The organism is Streptococcus bouchesdurhonensis, from assembly GCF_948472335.1.
The window spans coordinates 135,789-153,200 of the sequence record NZ_CAOKTW010000006.1; the positions used below are offsets into that span (position 1 = coordinate 135,789).

Consider the following 17,412-nt stretch of genomic DNA (forward strand, 5'->3'; position numbering starts at 1 on the left):
TGAATTTTCAGAAAATTCTATATACATATGAAATATTTAAAACTAAAAACAACAAAGCGGATTAGTGCACTTTCTGATGACCAGAATATGCTTTTTAATCCGCTTTCTTTAAATAACGTACTGTAATTGTTACAAAAATTCTTTCAGAACAGTGTATTTAACATCTATCTTGCATTATAAATTTCTAGAACCTTCTCTTTTATATTCGATTCACTCAAACCATATTCATTAAGAAGATAATCCATTTTCCCTACTTGACCGAATCTTTCTTGAACACCCATCCGATGAATTTTTGTCATTCCATCATCAGAGAATAATTCACATAAAGCACTGCCAATTCCACCTATCTGATTGTGGTTTTCTACAGTAAATATAGTTTTTCCACTTAACATTGTTTTTATCTGTTCTGGTATCGGTTTGATTCTAAATAAATCTATCACACCTACTGAATAACCTAATTTAGACAGTTCATCTGCAACTCGAATACTTGGAGCAACCATTATACCAGAAGCAACGATTACAACATCTTCACCATGCCTTAACTCAATGTAGCCTTTAGAAAAATCTTCTCCACCTTGATACACAGGAACTGGAGCTTTTCTAATTGTTCGAATATATTTTAGTCCTTTTAAGTCTAATGTCTGGTTCAATATTTCACGAAATTGGATATCATCAGTTGCTTCAAAAATGATCGATTTAGGAATTAAACGTAACAATCCAATTTCTTCAAATGGCATATGTGTCCCACCATTCATTTCTGCAGTTACTCCTGCATCTGATCCAATCACAGTGGCATCCAATTGTGCGTATCCAAGAGAAATAAATAATTGATCAAATACTCTTCGTGAAGCAAAAGGACCAAATGTATGAAGATAAGGTCTAAACCCCTGAATAGACAAGCCTGCTGCAAGGCCGACCATTTCTGCTTCCATAATCCCAACATTCACATAACGGTCTCCAAAGTCCTTTTCAAGATTATTAGTAGCCATCGAACTTGACAAATCGGCTTCTAAGACTACTATATCAGAATAACTTTGATTAGCCTCTAAAAGGAAGTCTCTATATACATGCCGTAATTCTTTCGTACTTCTCATCATTCTGTTTCCTCCAATTCCTGACTTAATCTTTCTACAACTGAAGTTAACATTTGTTTCTCCTCTACAGTAGGGCGAAGATGATGATTTGATTTCATTTCTTCCAGCTCTTGAACCCTTGACCTTTAATAGTATCTAATACAATACACTTAGACGATGAATCATTTGACTGTTTTAATCGGACAATCCCTTCATAAATTTCTCTAATATCTGAACCATTGACCCTAATGGATTCAAATCCAAATGCTGAGAATTTTTCTACGAAATCACCTGGATTACAAATATCCTTTGTAAAACCATCTAATTGTTTTTTGTTATCATCAACAAATACAATTAAGTTGATAACTGTTGATGAGAAGCAAACTGTATAGCCTCCCAACATTGTCCCTCATTTAACTCACCATCTCCAACAATAGCATAAGTATAAAAGGGACTCTTTCTTATTCTCTGACCATATGCAAGTCCAGTTGCAACACTAATTCCTTGTCCTAAAGAGCCCGTTGTCATATCTATGCCTGGCGTTAGATTTCTATCAGGATGAGACGGTAATTTAGTTCCATTTGTATTTAAAGAATATAAGAATTCTTTGTCAAAGAAACTATTCAAATAGAGTGTACTGTATAGAGCTGGTCCTCCATGACCTTTTGATAATATGAAATAATCTCTATCTCGTGCTGCAAATATTTCTGGAGTCATTGGCATTATTTCACCATAAAGCACTGCTAAAACTTCTACTATAGACAGACTTCCTCCGTAATGTCCGAATCCAAGATGATTCAATGTTCTAAGAGTATTTAATCGGATGTTAGTCGCAAATTTTCTTAACTCATCTTCTCTATTTTCACTTAAAATCATCCCTTACTCCTCCTTTGCAGATGGCTTTTTAATAAAGGATACTCCAAACATAACTGCTAGAATAAGAACAAGACCAATCACAATGCCTGCTTGTGAACCAAATTGATTTAACATTCCTAAAATAATTCCTGATAGACCAAAATCTGCATCTGAGAAAGTTGATCCTTGGAAACCAAGTCCTCCCAAAACTGGCATTAAAAAGACTGGAAGAAAACTGATTAAAATACCTTGTAAAAATGCTCCAATAGTGGCTCCACGAACACCACCAGATGCATTCCCAATGACACCTGCAGTCGCTCCACAGAAGAAATGAGGCACAACGCCTGGTAAGATAACAACCGTTCCTGAAGCAATCATAATTGCCATACTTACTAAACCACCAACAAAACTAGAGATAAATCCAATTAGAACTGCATTGGGTGCATAAGTATAAACAATCGGACAATCCAAAGCAGGTTTTGAATTAGGTACAAGACGCTCTGAAATACCTTTAAAGGCTGGAACAATTTCACCCAAAATAAGGCGAACACCTGCTAAAATAACAAATACCCTGCTGCAAATTGACCTGCTAATTGTAAAGCATAAACTAGACCACTTGTACCACTACTGATTTCTTTTTCTATATATTCCCTGCAAAGATAGCTACAATAATGTAAATAACTGCCATGGATAAAGTAATACTAACAGTGCTATCACGTAAAAAAGCTAAACTCTTTGGAAATTTAATGTCCTCTGTTGATTTTGATTTGTCACCGATAAGGCTACCAGTAAAACCACTCAACCAATATCCCAAAGAACTGAAATGACCTAAAGCCACCTTGTCATTTCCAGTTAATTGAACCATATATTTTTGCACAAATGCTGGGGAAATACTCATAATAATACCGAGTGCTAATCCTCCTAGTAAGATAAGAGGCAAGCTAGTAAAGCCAGCAACTGATAAAATGACCGCAATCATACACGCCATATATAGAGTGTGGTGCCCTGTTAAAAAGATATATTTAAATCGAGTAAAACGAGCGATTAAGATATTGAACACCATGCCTGCAAACATAATCATTGCAGTAGCTGAGCCATATGTTGTTAAAGCTACAGCTACAATTGCTTCATTATTCGGCACAACGCCAGATAAATGAAAAGCATGTTCAAACATGGTACCAAATGGATTCAAAGAATTTTGTACAATTCCTGCACCACCAGATACAACTAAGAAACCAACAAAGGTCTTAATTCCACCTTTAATAATATCAGGTAATTTCTTCTTCTGAAGAACTAATCCTAAGATTGCAATTAAAGCTACTAAAATAGCTGGTGTACTAACAATATCCAATATGAACTTCATCATGACGCTAGCCTCCTATATAAGTCCTTTTTCTTCACAAATTTTAGTAATTAATTCTCGTAGTTCGTCCATATCAATAATACTATTTAAGATACGAACATCTCCAAGATGACTAGCTGAATCAGCTAGATCACGACCAACAATCCAAATATCAGCTGCATTTGGATCTGCTCCACCTAAATCATAATGTTCAACTTCTACATCCGAAACATTCAAATCACTCAATACAGATTCAATATTCATCTGTACCATAAAACTTGAACCTAATCCTGAACCACAAGCTGTACCAATTTTTAACATTATCTAATCCTCCTGTTTAATTATCATTTTAATGTCATCATAGTTTTTTGATGATATTAAAGTTTGAACATGATTTTTATCTCTTAAAATTGTTGTTAAATGTGACAAAGCCTTTAAATGACTCTCATTATCAATGGCTGCAATACAAATCAACAATCTTACCTCTTGTTCTGGATTGTCCAATAAATAAATCGGTTCTTCCAAAACTAACATTGACATTCCTATTTCATTCACACCTTCATCTGGCCGAGCGTGAGGAATTGCTACTCCCTTCCCTAAATTAATAAAAGGCCCAAACTCTTCTACTTTTCGAATCATTGCCTCAGGATAGTTCTCAGTTACCTTATGTTGATCCAAAAGCGGTTTAGCTGCTAAACGAATCGCCTCCTTCCATCCTAATTTTTGCGAACTAACCTGATAGGTTTCTTTGGTAATAAGTTGTTCTAGCACTGGTACAATTTCCTTTCTATCATTTTTTTGATAAAGATAATTCTTTAACGCCAATCTTAATTCCAATTCTTGTGTAATAATTCCATATCTTTTGACAATATTCAGGATTTGTTCAATCTCAAAATCTCCATACTCTAAATTCGGAAAATCTTTTAACACTAGTTCTACTAGTTGTATTGCTTGCTCTTCAGTCATCATAACCGAAACTAGATAATTTGGCTTTTCTGTCTCCACCTTTATGGTAGAAAAAACCATATCATAGTCACTACTAGCTTTCACCTGTAAATCATCAATCTTTGAGGTTCCTATAAACTCAATTTGAGGAAATAATGCTAATAGATTCTCTTTTAACATCAATGAAGAACTAACACCATTAGGACAAATGATTGCTGCTTTATACCATTTTTGAGGCAAAGTATCTGCTTTCTTTAAATAACCTCCGAAATGGATAACAAAATATGCTGTTTCACTATCAGGTATGGGATTGTCAATAGCGTCCATCAAGGGCATCAAAGAATCTTTGACTAATTCAAATAAATCAGGATAATGTTCTTTAACATGCAATACATATTCATTTGAACTAGGTAGGCCGAACTTTAGTCTATAGTAAGCCGGTATAAGGTGGCGGCGAAGATTTTCTCTCAATCCTTCCCTTTGTTTAAAATGTAACAAAGAAATATCTTCCATTCTACTTATAATAGCCTCTGTTAATTGATTAAAGTAAACCGGAGCAACATCTACTTCACCTTCAAAGCAACTTGATAATAAAACTGTGATATAGCGATAATCATCCTCAGAAAACACCGTATCTATAATTCCCAAATCAACCACTGTATCCAATAAAATAGTGGTTATATCTTGAATAACAGGAGATACTAATGTCTCTGAAAGACATACTCTTTCAACATCCCTTTGATACCTACACAGAATGAATACTAAACCGAAAAGGCAAACTTTTAATTGATTAACAATAGGTACTAGCTGTAGCTTCTCATAATAATCTTTAACTACCTGATTTATCAAATCATAAGTTAATGAATACCCCCAACTGGATAAAACATAATCCAAACCCCAAATCCCTATGGAGGATTCCAGCAACTCACTAACCATTTGAAAAGCTAAGCGGTGCTTATTCCACTCTGAACCGTGTAAAGTATAACCTTTTGCTCTACTGTACCCTAGCTCCAAATCATTATCTAACATAATCTTTCTTAATGATTGAATATCAGATAAGGTTGTATTCTTACTTACTTTCAAAAAGTCTTGGTAATGATTATTCGATATAAAATCTAATCGGCAAAAAGTGTAAAGATAGATTAAAGCTAAGCGAGTCGACTTTGGTAAAACCAATTCATCCGACTTAATAATATCTGTCAAAGACTGCTTCGTACGATTTGATAAACTATAGCGACCTTGTTTTTTATCCAGCACTATCCCTTTATTAGCTAGATAAGGCACTAAATAATCTATTCCTTCTTTGACTTCCTTTATAGGTAAGCTCACCTTAACAGATAATTCATATAATGATAGCTCACAATGATCCATCAAAGTCATCAAAATAACTAGTGCTCTATAATCAAACATTTCTCTTCCTTTCTAACTACAATTATAGTGTAAAAATTATAAGAATAAAAGAGTATTTGAGCACAATATAATCTCACCTTTTAAAAGAAATTATTGGGCTGAAAGTTTTTAGTGATTATTTTCAACTTTCTATTGACTTTTAAAAACAAAGTGATATCATTTAGATATCAAATAATGGGAATGGTTGAAACGACACTGGAACGGCTCAATGAAGGGGAATTGGTAGAGATTGACGAAGAACGAAAAGCTCATGGTTTCAAATCTCCTTGTCGTTCTTTGTGGCAATCATGATGCACAACCAATTGTCAACACGGGAAGTCTTTACTAAAGATGGTTGAAGCTAAAAAAAAGCAGATCCCCCTTCGACTCTCAACAAAGTTATACGCTGCACTCACATCATGGGCAGAAGATGACTTTCGTTCAGTCAATGGGCAAATCGAATATCTCCTCACAGAATGTGTCAAACAACGGAAGAAAGACGGAAAATACGTATCAGAAACCATTGACGAACCATTTGAAATTGATATTTAACACCTTCTCCTGTCTGCTAGGTCTGACAGGAGAATTTTTTCATCTTTTTTTGTCAAGTAACTTTACTTTACAAAAAAAATGTGTTATCCTAGTATGGTTGATGAAAATCAGTAGATTGAATCGAATATAAATACCTAAAGGAGAAATCAAAATGGCAGTACCTGCACGTCGCACTTCAAAAGCGAAGAAAAACAAACGTCGTACACACTACAAAGTAACAGCTCCATCTGTAAACTTTGACGAAACTACTGGAGATTACTCACGTTCTCACCGTGTATCACTTAAAGGATACTACAAAGGACGTAAAATCGCTAAAGCTGCATCAGCTGAATAATAGAAGGGAGATACCATGCGCGTAAATATTACACTTGAACACAAAGAATCTGGTGAACGCTTGTACCTTACTTCTAAAAACAAACGTAACACTCCAGACCGTCTTCAATTGAAGAAATACTCACCAAAACTTCGCAAACACGTTGTGTTTACAGAAGTGAAGTAAGCATTCAATACGAATCAATACAGAAGAAAAACGCTGATTCAAGCGTTTTTTCTTTTTGTTAATTTCAGTACATTGCAATGAGAATCATTCGAATGACTACATTATTGATAATATTTGTTAAGCCATCAAAAGTAATTAACATTTCATAACGAGTAATCCTATTTAAACTCGTCTCACTATCTATTTTTTCTTATCTCTGTGTTATAATGAAATAAAACAAACATTTATATTCCGTTTTTAGCATCTCATTAAAATTGTTCAACATTAATCCTTTCAATCTATACTTAATGAAGATACACACTTTTAATCAAACTTAAACTCTAAAAATATTTACATTACTATTTTAAAAAATATCATAAAATCAAAGATTTAAATTGACAATCCAGTTTACTTTTTTACTTGATTTTCATATACTTGTCAATATACCTTAGAAATATAATTCAAGTACAGGTTATAGTCACTCACTACATTGGCTTTCTATAATAAAAATATTGAGAAAAAATTTTAATAGGAATTATAAACATGAATAATACATTTAAAAACATACCTAAACCCTATTTACCAGAAAAACTTCCATTTGACTATACTTCAATATATACAGATCCACAAATAATTAGATTAGTTTCTAAAGCAGGTATAGCTATTGGAACCTATGAAGGATTTTTATCATCTATTATCAATCCAATGCTACTAATTTCACCATTGCTCAGCCAAGAAGCCGTCCTTTCCTCAAAACTTGAAGGTACTCATGCAACTCTAGAAGACCTACTAAATTACGAAGCAGGTAATAAGGTTGATATAGAACGTGATGAACTACATGAAATTATTAATTATCGAAAAGCACTTTTTTATGCTCTCGAAAATATTACTACAATTAATGACAATAACTCTAGAGGGTTACCATTATCTAATAGAATAATAAAAGAGATGCATAAAATTCTATTGGATAACGTTAGAGGAAGCAGCAAGAATCCAGGAAATTTTAAAAGAACTCAAAATTACATTGGAAGTAGAGCAACTATCTCTTACACACCAGTTCCGCCAGAACAAACTACGGAGTATATGTCCAATTTAGAACAATACATGCATCATGATGATTTAGACTTATTAGTTCAATCAGCTATTGTACATGCTCAATTTGAAATGATTCATCCATTCGAAGATGGTAATGGTCGAATAGGAAGATTGTTAATCCCACTGTTTCTTTACTACCAAGAATTGCTATCTTATCCTACATTTTACATGAGTTCATATTTTGAAAGTGATCGATCACTATATATCTCTCATTTATCAAACATCTCTAAAAATAATAACTGGAAAGATTGGTTTAAATACTATTTGGAAGGAGTAATTTTCTCAGCAGAAGAGAGTACAAAAAAGGCACAGGATATCTTAAACCTTTATAATAAGATGAAAGAAGAAATAATACCAAAATTGAATTCTGTCTCTGGTATTCAACTTCTTGATTTCATTTTCTCTTCTCCAATTTTTAAAGCAAAACAAGTCAGCAAACACCTTAGTATCTCTGAACGTACTGTATATACATTATTAAATAAATTAATTGATGAAGAATTTCTTTCAACAGACTCTGCTCAAAGAAATCGTACTTACTTTTGTCCACACCTGCTAAGAATAGTTCAATAATTTTATATTGAAGCTCATCTTCGTTTTGCTTCACTTCTACTTTCTTTCGTGAAGTAAAAACGGATTTGCTTCATTAAAGAAAGATTAGGTGAAGCAAATCCCGTTTTTACTTCACGAAAATAATACACACTTTACTTATTTTGTTTTAGAAAAATAACATCACTTCTCAAAAAGTTAGTCATTATCTTTATGTTAAGGATTAAATTCTGTATTTGATAGGACTGAATCCTTTTAGTTTAGTTCTAATTCGATTTTTACTTAAATAATCAATAACAAAAATGACAATAGATTTTCTACTGTCATTTTATTTTTCTAAATTTTTAGCAGAGTATTCTCACAAGTCTCTAAATCTCTTTCAACTTTTCGAGATAGGCGGTTAATTCTGCTTGGGCTTCTGGTGTTGTGCCTACTAGTTGGCTGCGCATGTGTGCGAGTCTGGCTTCTACCTCTCCAATCTCTTTATCAATCTCTGCGAGCTGGTCTGCGAGGTCGGCTAGAGGAACAACGGGTTCTTCCTCAAAGGTATCGACATAGCGTGGAATGTTGAGGTTATAGTCATTTTCGACAATTTCTTCAAAGCTGGCTAGATGAGCAAACTTCTCGACATTCTCGCGTTTTTGATAGGTCTCCAAAATCTTGGCAATATGGTCTTCGGTCATATTGTTTTGATTTTTCCCTTTTTCAAACTCTTTTGAAGCATCGATAAAGAAGACATCCTTATTGGTGCGATTCTTTTTAAGGATAATAATGGTTGTCGGAATAGAGGTATTGTAGAAGATATTTGCTGGCAAGCCGATAACTGTATCAATAGCGCCTTCTTCTAGCAGGTGCTGGCGAATCTTCTGCTCGGCTGCTCCTCGGAAAAGGACTCCGTGGGGAAGGACAATGGCCATGACCCCATTATGCTTGAGGTGGTAAAAGCCGTGAAGAAGGAAGGCAAAATCTGCTTTTGACTTAGGTGCAAGAACTCCATAACTTGAAAAGCGAGGATCTTGCAGGAAGCCACTATCTGCTGACCACTTCAGTGAATAGGGTGGGTTCATCAAAACCCCATCAAAGTCTGTTGGCTCGGTAGTCGGCCAATCTTCATCTAGGTATCGTGGTTACTGAGGTGATAGTTCTCAATCGCGACCCCATGAAGCATCATATTCATGCGAGCAAGGTTGAAGGTCGAAGTAATCAACTCCTGACCGTAGTAAGAAATCGTCGAAGCTTCCTTACTATAGCGCTTGGCATTGAGCAAGAGAGATCCAGAACCCATGGTCGGGTCGTAAACTGACATCCCCTTTTGATGTTCCCGCCCTGCAAAGACAATCTGGGTCATGAGGTGAGAGACTGCTTGAGGTGTATAGAACTCTCCAGCCTTTTTCCCAGAATCACTGGCAAACTGGCCAATCAAGTACTCATAAGCATCACCCAAGATATCACCAGCATGACCAGACACATTGAGGTCGTTGAGCTGTTTCATAACCTCAGAGATGGTCTTGTTTTGCTTTTGTGGGGTGTTTCCTAGCTTTTTCGCATAGAGGTCGATATCTTCGAAGAGATTTTCAAATTTTTCATTGGCCTGCTCGATATCACGGAAACTTTGGGCTAGGGATTCTAGTTGGAAGGTTCCTTCATGGATAGACTGAACCAGCTTGGTGAAGGTTAGAGAAGGCTCAATCACATAGCCCAACTCGTCATTTAAGACCTCGATGAGGTCTTCACGGACATCTGCATCCGCAAAGTTTTCCTCGTAGAGAAGCTGGGCTTGCTGGAAGGACTCAAAGGGCTCGTCCAAATTATCGCAGACGGATTGGAGGATGTTGTCGGATAGATATTTGTAGAAAATCAAGCCCAAGAGGTAGGACTTATATTCATTGGCTTCCATCTGGCCACGCAGGATATCTGCCGCATTCCAGAGGGATTGGTAGAGTTCTCTTGATAAATCTGTTTGTGACATAGGGTCTCCTATCAATTTCTACTTTCATTCGTTTGGTGTAACTTTTTATGGTCTCGGTATCGTATGGAATTGAACACGACCTAAAAGCTGGGTAAAAAGATAAACTGTCTAGTCTTCATCGAAGACTGTCCCAGTTTCCTATTTTTATTAGCTTTTGACGGTCTTTGTATCTTATATAATTGAACACGACCTAAAAGCTGGGTAAAAAAGATAAACTGTCTGGTTTTCATCGAAGACTGCGCCAGTTCCCTATTTTTACTGGGCTTTTGACGGTCTTTGTATCTTATATAAACATTTTTCTGAGTAGGGTTTGTTTGCTTTCTTTGAGCTGGTTAACTTTTTCCTCTTGCTTGGCAATGGCCTTGTCTAGGTCTTGGAAGAAAGAACCGATGACTTCTTGTTCAGGGAGAGTGGGTACCATAGTCTTAATATTTGAAAAGTCACTTTTATTAATAATTTGCATCGTTCCTGCACCTGCTACACTGAGCATGTATCTTGACCAAATTTCAGATTGTGTTAATAAAAAATACGATGAATATTTTTCACTAGGCGTCAATGAATTAATTTGTTGATTAAAAGCCGAATCAGTTCTAACTAATGTATTTTTCCCAATACTCGCAATACATGTTACCAATATTGAACCAGACTTAGCAATTCTAGCTTTGGATTTACCTACTTCTGATAATTGTTTTGAGGTCGTTTGAAGCACCAATGAATTAATATCAGTAGGTGTGACCCATGGAAATCCATTTTTTTCGTAATTATCTTCTTCATTAGTAGGCGGAGTATTACCCGTTTGAATTTCACCAATTCCCCCAACTTCACTTCCTTCCACTCATCTTCAAATCCTGCGAAGCGAAGGGCTGGTTTGGTTTGTCCTTTGGCTGAGAAGAGGAGCTTGAGGTAAGTTTTCTTCTGCTCTTTGAGCACCTCTAACTTACGCTGTTGAAGGCTAATAAGCTGGTCAATATCTTGGAAGAAAGAACCAATGGCAGTTTGCTCGGAGAGGAGGGGAGGGAAATATCTGTCTCTAAAATATTCTTATTGTATAATCTTTTTATTGTAGTTCCTTCAATTCCTGACCAAGATACAATCTTATAAAAAGCTTTAAGAAACTTGTTGTTAATTTTACCATGGTGATTCAACCAAACAATATTTGAATCTTGGTAGTAAGCTTCATCTCCATCGTACTCAACAACGCGGCCAATACTTCCTGAAGCAGATAACAGTAAATCTCCTCTTTGAGGATAAGCAAATTTTGTTTTATATTCTTCAAATTTTTCTCTAGTTATATAAGTATCAGCTTCCCCTCCAAAAGTACCAATTTTGAAAAAAGGAATTTCAAACTCCGCAGAAGTTTCCTCTTTGAAAATCCTCCTACACATTTCAACTGACCCAAGATTTCCCAACTTCTTCTCTTCCCAAACTTCAGTATACCCCGTAAAGCGATAACTTGGTTTTTTTGTCATATTACTCCTCCAACTATTTCATCTTTATTTGTATCTATAAATTGCAATTGATAAGCTTTACGAGCCCCCCATGCCTTAAGTGTTTTCTTAATAGTATATTCATTCTGCTTATCGAACTGGTCTACATAAATGCTCACATCCTGTCTGTTTAAAAATTTCTTTAAAGTACGGAGCATCCACTCCATCCTCATCCCGAATACCAAAACCAATGAAGTAGATTTCTTTGATAGAGCTTAAACTTTTGAAAAACTGTATATTATTAGTTAATATACTATCAACTGGTTTCTTTAACTTATTAACAACTTCTTCCATATATGCTCCTACATCTAGAGGATTGAAATCACTTACTTCATCATCAAAACCATGTCCAAAAATAAATTTTTCCCCACCAATAACTCCATGTAAATGAAAAACTTGCTCTTCAGGAATTCTATATAAATCCTCTAACGTTTTTGTATAATTGAAATTTAGAAATGTTGCATCAGAGTTTTTCAAAACTGTAGCTTTTAACAATTTATAACACGAATTTTCACCATTTCTAAGAATTCTATCAGTCCATTCAAAATATGTTTCTTCTATCCACAATTTAAATAATTTATTTAAAGAATATAATACATATTTAGCTAGAGTTTCTCCTATTTCATTAGCATTACTAGCCATTATACTGCCATCCAAATCTCTAGCGTTATATATACAATCTGTATTAACAATAGACACTTCATTAAAATCTGCTAATTTCTCTTCAAAATCAGACCAAAATTTCTCAGTTTCCGTAATTTGACTCATTAGCTGATACAGTAACTTATACAAAATTACATCATCTGGATATAGATCTCCTCCATCTGGTGCCATTTCCATTTCAGGTATGGTATCATCATCAATTTCTTCTAGCAATATTTCTTTATCAATTCTATTTAGATATAATTTTATGGCATTTTCACTTTGCAACGACTCTAACAGTTCATCTTTTCCATAAGCCTGCTGATAAACAAACTTCTTGAAATATAGATAATTCGTCTTCAAATCATGCGCCATATCAAAACCATTTCCGATAATAAATAATTTCTCCACTCTATCCCCCTTTCTATTACTCCATTTTCTTATTTCTACACTTTAGGTTTTCTCTTTTTGATTTCTATTCTTCAATTTTACCTATTTTTACACTTTAGGATTGCCATCTATCATTTCTATTGTTCAATTTTGGCCATTTTTTCACTTTAGATAGGAAACTATGCTATTCTATTCTTCAATTTTGCCTATTTTGAAACAATAGATAGGCTTATTTTGTGATATAATGTTAAAAAACGTTGAAATGCGAGGATGACTACATATGAACTATAGAGAACTTAGAAAAATCTACTACAGTCATCGTGACCAGTATGAGGAAGAGTATCAACTACGCTTACAAGGATACAGTTCCATTAGAACATCTCTTTATCCTCATTTAATGCAACGCGATACTGTCAAAACAAGTCAATACCCTTTATTTGTAACCCTACATCTAGGGATTTCCCAACTGATGGAAACTATTTCACAGCAGTCTCAACGAATTAGTGAAATAGCTGATACCCTCCCTAAGATTGCCCACGATCAGTTTTATAAAGAACAGCTCTACCAATCGATTATTTCCACAAATGAAATCGAAGGTATCCATACAACTCGTAAAGAGTTGGTCGATGTGGAGAAACTCTTAGAGGAAGACCCCTATAAGACCGAACAAATCAAACATCTTTCCACCTTGCGAATGTACCAACAAATCCTTAAGGATGAATTTCTCCAAATCCAATCTCTTGAAGATATCAGAGGGATTTATGACCAATTAACACAAGGAGAAATCTCGCCAGAGGATGAACTCGATGGAGAGTTTTTTAGACAGAAATCGGTCTTTATCCAAGACGACAAGACTGGCAAAGTCATCTATATCCCACCTCAAAAGGAGGAACAGATTCAGGTCATGCTGACAGAGTGGATTCGTTTTATCAACGACCATTCTATCCCAAACCTTGTCAAGGCTTGTGCTGGACACTATTTTTTTGAAAATATACATCCCTTCTATGACGGTAACGGTCGGACAGGACGCTATATCCTTGCCAAGTACTTGTCTAGAAAACTCGATAAATTTTCAGGGTTAGTTTTGTCCCAACAAATCAATCACCATAAGCAAGACTATTATAAGGCTTTTAGGAATACTGGCGATCATCTCAACCGTGCCGATGCTACCTTCTTCGTTGAAACCTTGTTGACTTTTATCAAGGAAGGACAGGAAAATATTATCCAAACCCTCCTTGAAAAACAAGAGCAACTGAATCGCTATAAAGTTAAGATAGAGCAGACAGAAGGGCTGGAGGAAGTCGAGAAATACATCTTGTTTCTACTCGCTCAGTCCAAGCTCTTTGTTGATGATAAGAGAGATGGTATAGAAGATAGAAGCATCATCCAACTGGCCAATCAGTCCAACCATCATTACTCTAAGAAAAAGGTCAAGGATGCTTTCTTGCATCTTGAAGATAGGGGAATTTTGACCCTAATTGGTCGAAAACCTTCCCAACATTATCTTTCTGACTATTTTTAATACTCAATGAAAATCAAAGAGCAAACTAGGAAACTAGCTGCAGGCTGCTCAAAACACTGTTTTGAGGTTGCAGATAAGACTGACGAAGTCAGTCACATATATACGGCAAGGCGACGTTGACGTGGTTTGAAGAGATTTTCGAAGAGTATAAACCTATCTCCCTCTTAGCGGTAAGATATCCTCTGAAATCATGCGCATATAGTCCTCTTTGAGGGCTTTTTTGTATTTGAGTTTTGGTAGTGCCTTGTCTCCGTGGGCTTCCTTATAGGCCAGATAGTCCTGAGATTCCGTAATGGCTTTTTCACCATTTTGCTTGTCTCGTCCGATGCGGTAGTTGTCCACTACGAACTGGAGTTCATCCTCTCCTATCTGCCAATAATCTGCCGTTTCACGAATCTTTTTCTGGGTTGTTAGCTCAATCATCTCATCCAACTTATGGGTCACAGACTGCCCCTGATAGCTCTTAGCATCTGCTTGGACATTCTGCCAGAGTTTGGAGATGAGGCTGGATAACTTGGGATTGGATTTGTTCAAATCTTCGATATAGTTATCTACCAGACCCTTTTCCTTTTTACCGATAAGGTTTTCCCGATTTTCGATCAAGGCTTGGATGAGAGAGAGGATATAGTGATAGTTTATCTCGTCGGTGCGGATGGATTCGAGCTCATACTCGATATCCAGCAGCACACCTTCATCTTCTTGGTCTTCTTTTCTGCGTCTGCGGAGTTCTTCGATGACATTTTGATATTGGTAAGCAAAGTTCTCGATGTCTTCTAGGCTAAATCCAATCTCTCTGAGGATGACTTTCTCATCATAGTCAGAATAGACTTGTATAGAAGATAGGAGCTTGTCAAATTCTTGGAAGGCCTTGGCAAAGCGTTTTAATTCTGCATCTGTCGCTGTATCCAAATCCGGCACCTGCTCTGGACTTGGAGCGATGGCTAATAGTTGATGAACCTTCTCCAGAAACTTGGCCTTCTCCTCCTGCCATTCTGGGGCTAAAACACTGCTTTCGCCACCATTTGAGTAGAGGCTCAGAGCTTCATCCACCTTTTCTTTAAAACGGTCAGGCGTTTGGAAAGTAACGATTTGGCCGAATTTCTTGCCTTCATCAAAGAGGCGATTGGTTCGTGAAAAGGCCTGAATGATGTGCTGGGGTTTCATGGGCTGACGGTCCATGAATAGGGTCGATAGGCAAGGGGCATCAAAGCCTGTCAACAAGCGGTCCACAACGATAACCAAGTCCAACTGTTCCTCACGGAAGGCAAAGCGTTCTTTCTTACGGGCCAGACGGTCGTTGAGGTCACTATTGTAGGATGCAATGGTTGCTAGGCTAAAATGGGTACCAAACATGGCATTGTAGTCTTCTAAACTCTCCTCCATATAGGCTTGGTTGACATAGGAGTTTGCTTCATTTTCTGTCACAGAGTAAGTAATGGCAACCTTAGGGAAGTCTGGCAAAACCTTTTTAACATTTTCCGAAATGCTTAGAGACTTCTCTCCATTTTTGACTTGCTTAATCAGGTTATAATAGGCCTGCGCACGGACAATGCTTTTGACAGTCAAAATGGCTTCATAGGTTTTTCCTACCCCATTTTGGAAACCGAGTTTGCGTCTTGAGCGATTGAGAATAGCATCTAAAACGGCAAGCATATGTCCTTCGTCATCATAACGCTCCTCGTCAATCTCATCTTCTGCCCAACCAGGCATGGTCGTCTGATACTCCACATTAAAACCAAGAACCGCCTTGTCATGGATGGCTTCTTTGACGGTATATTGGTGGAGGCAGTCACCGTACTGCTCTTCGGTCGTCTGAGCAAGGTCTCCTTTTTGTTCACGTTTATTTTCTGTAAAGATAGGAGTTCCTGTAAACCCATACCAGAGAGAATTTGTAAAGAAGTGCTCTAGGTGGCGCTGGCGTTCAGGAGTCACTGCGCGATGGCATTCATCAACAACAAAGCCTAGTTTGAGTTGTTTGATACGATTGTAGACCTTTTGGTGACGGCCTTCATCAAACTGACGAATCATAGCATTGATTTTCTGGATGGTCGTCACAACGACACGGCGGTCATCAGAAGCTAGATTTTTAACCAATTCCTGTGTATCATCGGTCTCGTCGATATCGATCATATCGTTCTCTGCGTAAGATTGAAAAGAACTAGTCGTCTGCTGGTCAAGGTCTGTCCTATCAATCACAAAGATTGTCTTCTCAATAGATGGTATCTGAAGCAGATTGCGCGAAACCTTATAGGAGGTCAGGGTCTTTCCTGAACCGGTCGTATGCCAAATATAGCCTGACTGGCGCTTGCGACTGGCTTCACGGATAGCCTCAATGGCATGTACCTGATAGGGGCGTAATAAAATCAAGGCCTTCTTGTCATCATCAATGACAGAATACTGCATGACCATCTCGTGGGCTCTCGGTATCGACAAGACAGACTCTGCAAAGTCAAATAGTTGAGGTTGAGGTCTATTTTCACTATCCACCCACTTGGTCAAGAAGCGCTCATTTAGCTTGTTGGCTTTGGCAGCTGCGATGTAGCGGGTGTCTGTGACATTAGAGACGATAAACATCTGAAGACTTGAAAAAATGCCTCTGAACTGTCCTTCTTGGTCGTATTTTTTAATCTGACGGAAGGCATCCATGTAAGGATGAGAACGGCTTTTTAGTTCAATCTGAATCATAGGCAGACCATTGATCAGCAAAGTCACATCCCCACGACGCTGGCGAATCCCTTCTCCGCCTGTGATGACTTGATTGACAACCTCATAGCTGGATTTGCCACCAGCGACATTGTTTCTCCACAAGACTTCCAAGCGAATGGTGCCTAAACTAGCATCTTCACGTTGAACCTGCACCTTGGCAATGCCATTTTCCCCTGCTATCCACTTGGCTGCTTCGTAGAAGTTGACGAAATTGAGCTGGTTTTTAATTTGATTTTTCTCTGAATTTGTAAGGGGATGGTCTTGCAAAATGCGGACATTATTGGCTTCCAGCTTGGCAAAAAAGTTTCCCCATAGGAGGTCTTCTGTATTTAACTCAGGTCGATACACCCATTGACTTTCTCCCTTTGTCAATAGGTTGATCAAATCTCGCTCGATAGCCAATTCCTGTTTGGTTTTGGCT

The 17,412-nt window shown here is 36.9% G+C and carries 12 protein-coding genes and 3 pseudogenes; 5 read left to right on the forward strand and 10 right to left on the reverse strand.

The genetic code is table 11. The features are described from left to right. Positions 1–164: 164 nt before the first annotated feature. The 5 genes and pseudogenes from QMQ21_RS11200 to QMQ21_RS11220 form a co-directional block, all read right to left on the reverse strand. The gene (locus QMQ21_RS11200; protein WP_261814456.1) at positions 165–1,097 is read right to left on the reverse strand and encodes a transketolase family protein; all 933 of its coding nucleotides are present in this window, start codon (positions 1,095–1,097) and stop codon (positions 165–167) included. Further along, positions 1,094–1,949, reverse strand: a pseudogene (locus tag QMQ21_RS11205) (transketolase). The gene QMQ21_RS11200 and the pseudogene QMQ21_RS11205 overlap by 4 nt, the downstream one beginning before the upstream one ends. A gap of 3 nt (positions 1,950–1,952) precedes the next feature. Then, a pseudogene (gene ulaA, locus QMQ21_RS11210) lies at positions 1,953–3,294 on the reverse strand (PTS ascorbate transporter subunit IIC). A 12-nt stretch (positions 3,295–3,306) separates the two neighbouring features. Further along, on the reverse strand, positions 3,307–3,591 hold the full coding sequence (locus QMQ21_RS11215) for a PTS sugar transporter subunit IIB (RefSeq protein ID WP_000912474.1): 285 nt from the start codon (positions 3,589–3,591) through the stop codon (positions 3,307–3,309). A 3-nt stretch (positions 3,592–3,594) separates the two neighbouring features. Further along, positions 3,595–5,625, reverse strand: coding sequence for a BglG family transcription antiterminator (locus QMQ21_RS11220; RefSeq protein ID WP_023935391.1), 2,031 nt, complete (start codon positions 5,623–5,625; stop codon positions 3,595–3,597). 330 nt (positions 5,626–5,955) lie between these two features. Here QMQ21_RS11220 and QMQ21_RS11225 point away from each other — a divergent pair, with 330 nt between their 5' ends. From QMQ21_RS11225 to QMQ21_RS11240, 4 genes are all read left to right on the forward strand, one after another. Next, complete coding sequence (locus QMQ21_RS11225; RefSeq protein ID WP_000228848.1) at positions 5,956–6,156, forward strand: type II toxin-antitoxin system antitoxin; 201 nt, start codon at positions 5,956–5,958, stop codon at positions 6,154–6,156. A 151-nt stretch (positions 6,157–6,307) separates the two neighbouring features. Continuing rightward, positions 6,308–6,490, forward strand: coding sequence for a 50S ribosomal protein L32 (gene rpmF / locus QMQ21_RS11230; RefSeq protein WP_000290417.1), 183 nt, complete (start codon positions 6,308–6,310; stop codon positions 6,488–6,490). Positions 6,491–6,505: 15 nt separating this feature from the next. Then, on the forward strand, positions 6,506–6,655 hold the full coding sequence (gene rpmG / locus QMQ21_RS11235) for a 50S ribosomal protein L33 (RefSeq protein ID WP_001265622.1): 150 nt from the start codon (positions 6,506–6,508) through the stop codon (positions 6,653–6,655). 522 nt (positions 6,656–7,177) lie between these two features. Beyond that, positions 7,178–8,299 (forward strand): Fic family protein, encoded by a 1,122-nt coding sequence (locus QMQ21_RS11240; RefSeq protein WP_023933410.1) that lies wholly within the window; start codon positions 7,178–7,180, stop codon positions 8,297–8,299. Between the two features lie 344 nt (positions 8,300–8,643). Here QMQ21_RS11240 and QMQ21_RS11245 read toward each other — a convergent pair. The 4 genes and pseudogenes from QMQ21_RS11245 to QMQ21_RS11260 all read right to left on the reverse strand — a co-directional run bounded on the left by QMQ21_RS11245 (position 8,644) and on the right by QMQ21_RS11260 (position 12,784). Continuing rightward, positions 8,644–10,244 (reverse strand): annotated as a pseudogene (locus QMQ21_RS11245) (type I restriction-modification system subunit M). A 283-nt stretch (positions 10,245–10,527) separates the two neighbouring features. Beyond that, complete coding sequence (locus QMQ21_RS11250) at positions 10,528–11,079, reverse strand: restriction endonuclease subunit S (protein WP_261814458.1); 552 nt, start codon at positions 11,077–11,079, stop codon at positions 10,528–10,530. Positions 11,080–11,176: 97 nt separating this feature from the next. After that, positions 11,177–11,713, reverse strand: coding sequence for a restriction endonuclease subunit S (locus QMQ21_RS11255; protein ID WP_261814459.1), 537 nt, complete (start codon positions 11,711–11,713; stop codon positions 11,177–11,179). A gap of 108 nt (positions 11,714–11,821) precedes the next feature. Then, positions 11,822–12,784, reverse strand: coding sequence for an AbiH family protein (locus tag QMQ21_RS11260; protein WP_261814460.1), 963 nt, complete (start codon positions 12,782–12,784; stop codon positions 11,822–11,824). Positions 12,785–13,043: 259 nt separating this feature from the next. Here QMQ21_RS11260 and QMQ21_RS11265 point away from each other — a divergent pair, with 259 nt between their 5' ends. Next, positions 13,044–14,285, forward strand: coding sequence for a Fic family protein (locus QMQ21_RS11265; RefSeq protein ID WP_023935418.1), 1,242 nt, complete (start codon positions 13,044–13,046; stop codon positions 14,283–14,285). Between the two features lie 153 nt (positions 14,286–14,438). Here QMQ21_RS11265 and QMQ21_RS11270 read toward each other — a convergent pair whose 3' ends face one another. Beyond that, the gene (locus QMQ21_RS11270; RefSeq protein WP_284525341.1) at positions 14,439–17,393 is read right to left on the reverse strand and encodes a type I restriction endonuclease subunit R; all 2,955 of its coding nucleotides are present in this window, start codon (positions 17,391–17,393) and stop codon (positions 14,439–14,441) included. Between the last annotated feature and the right edge of the window lie 19 nt (positions 17,394–17,412).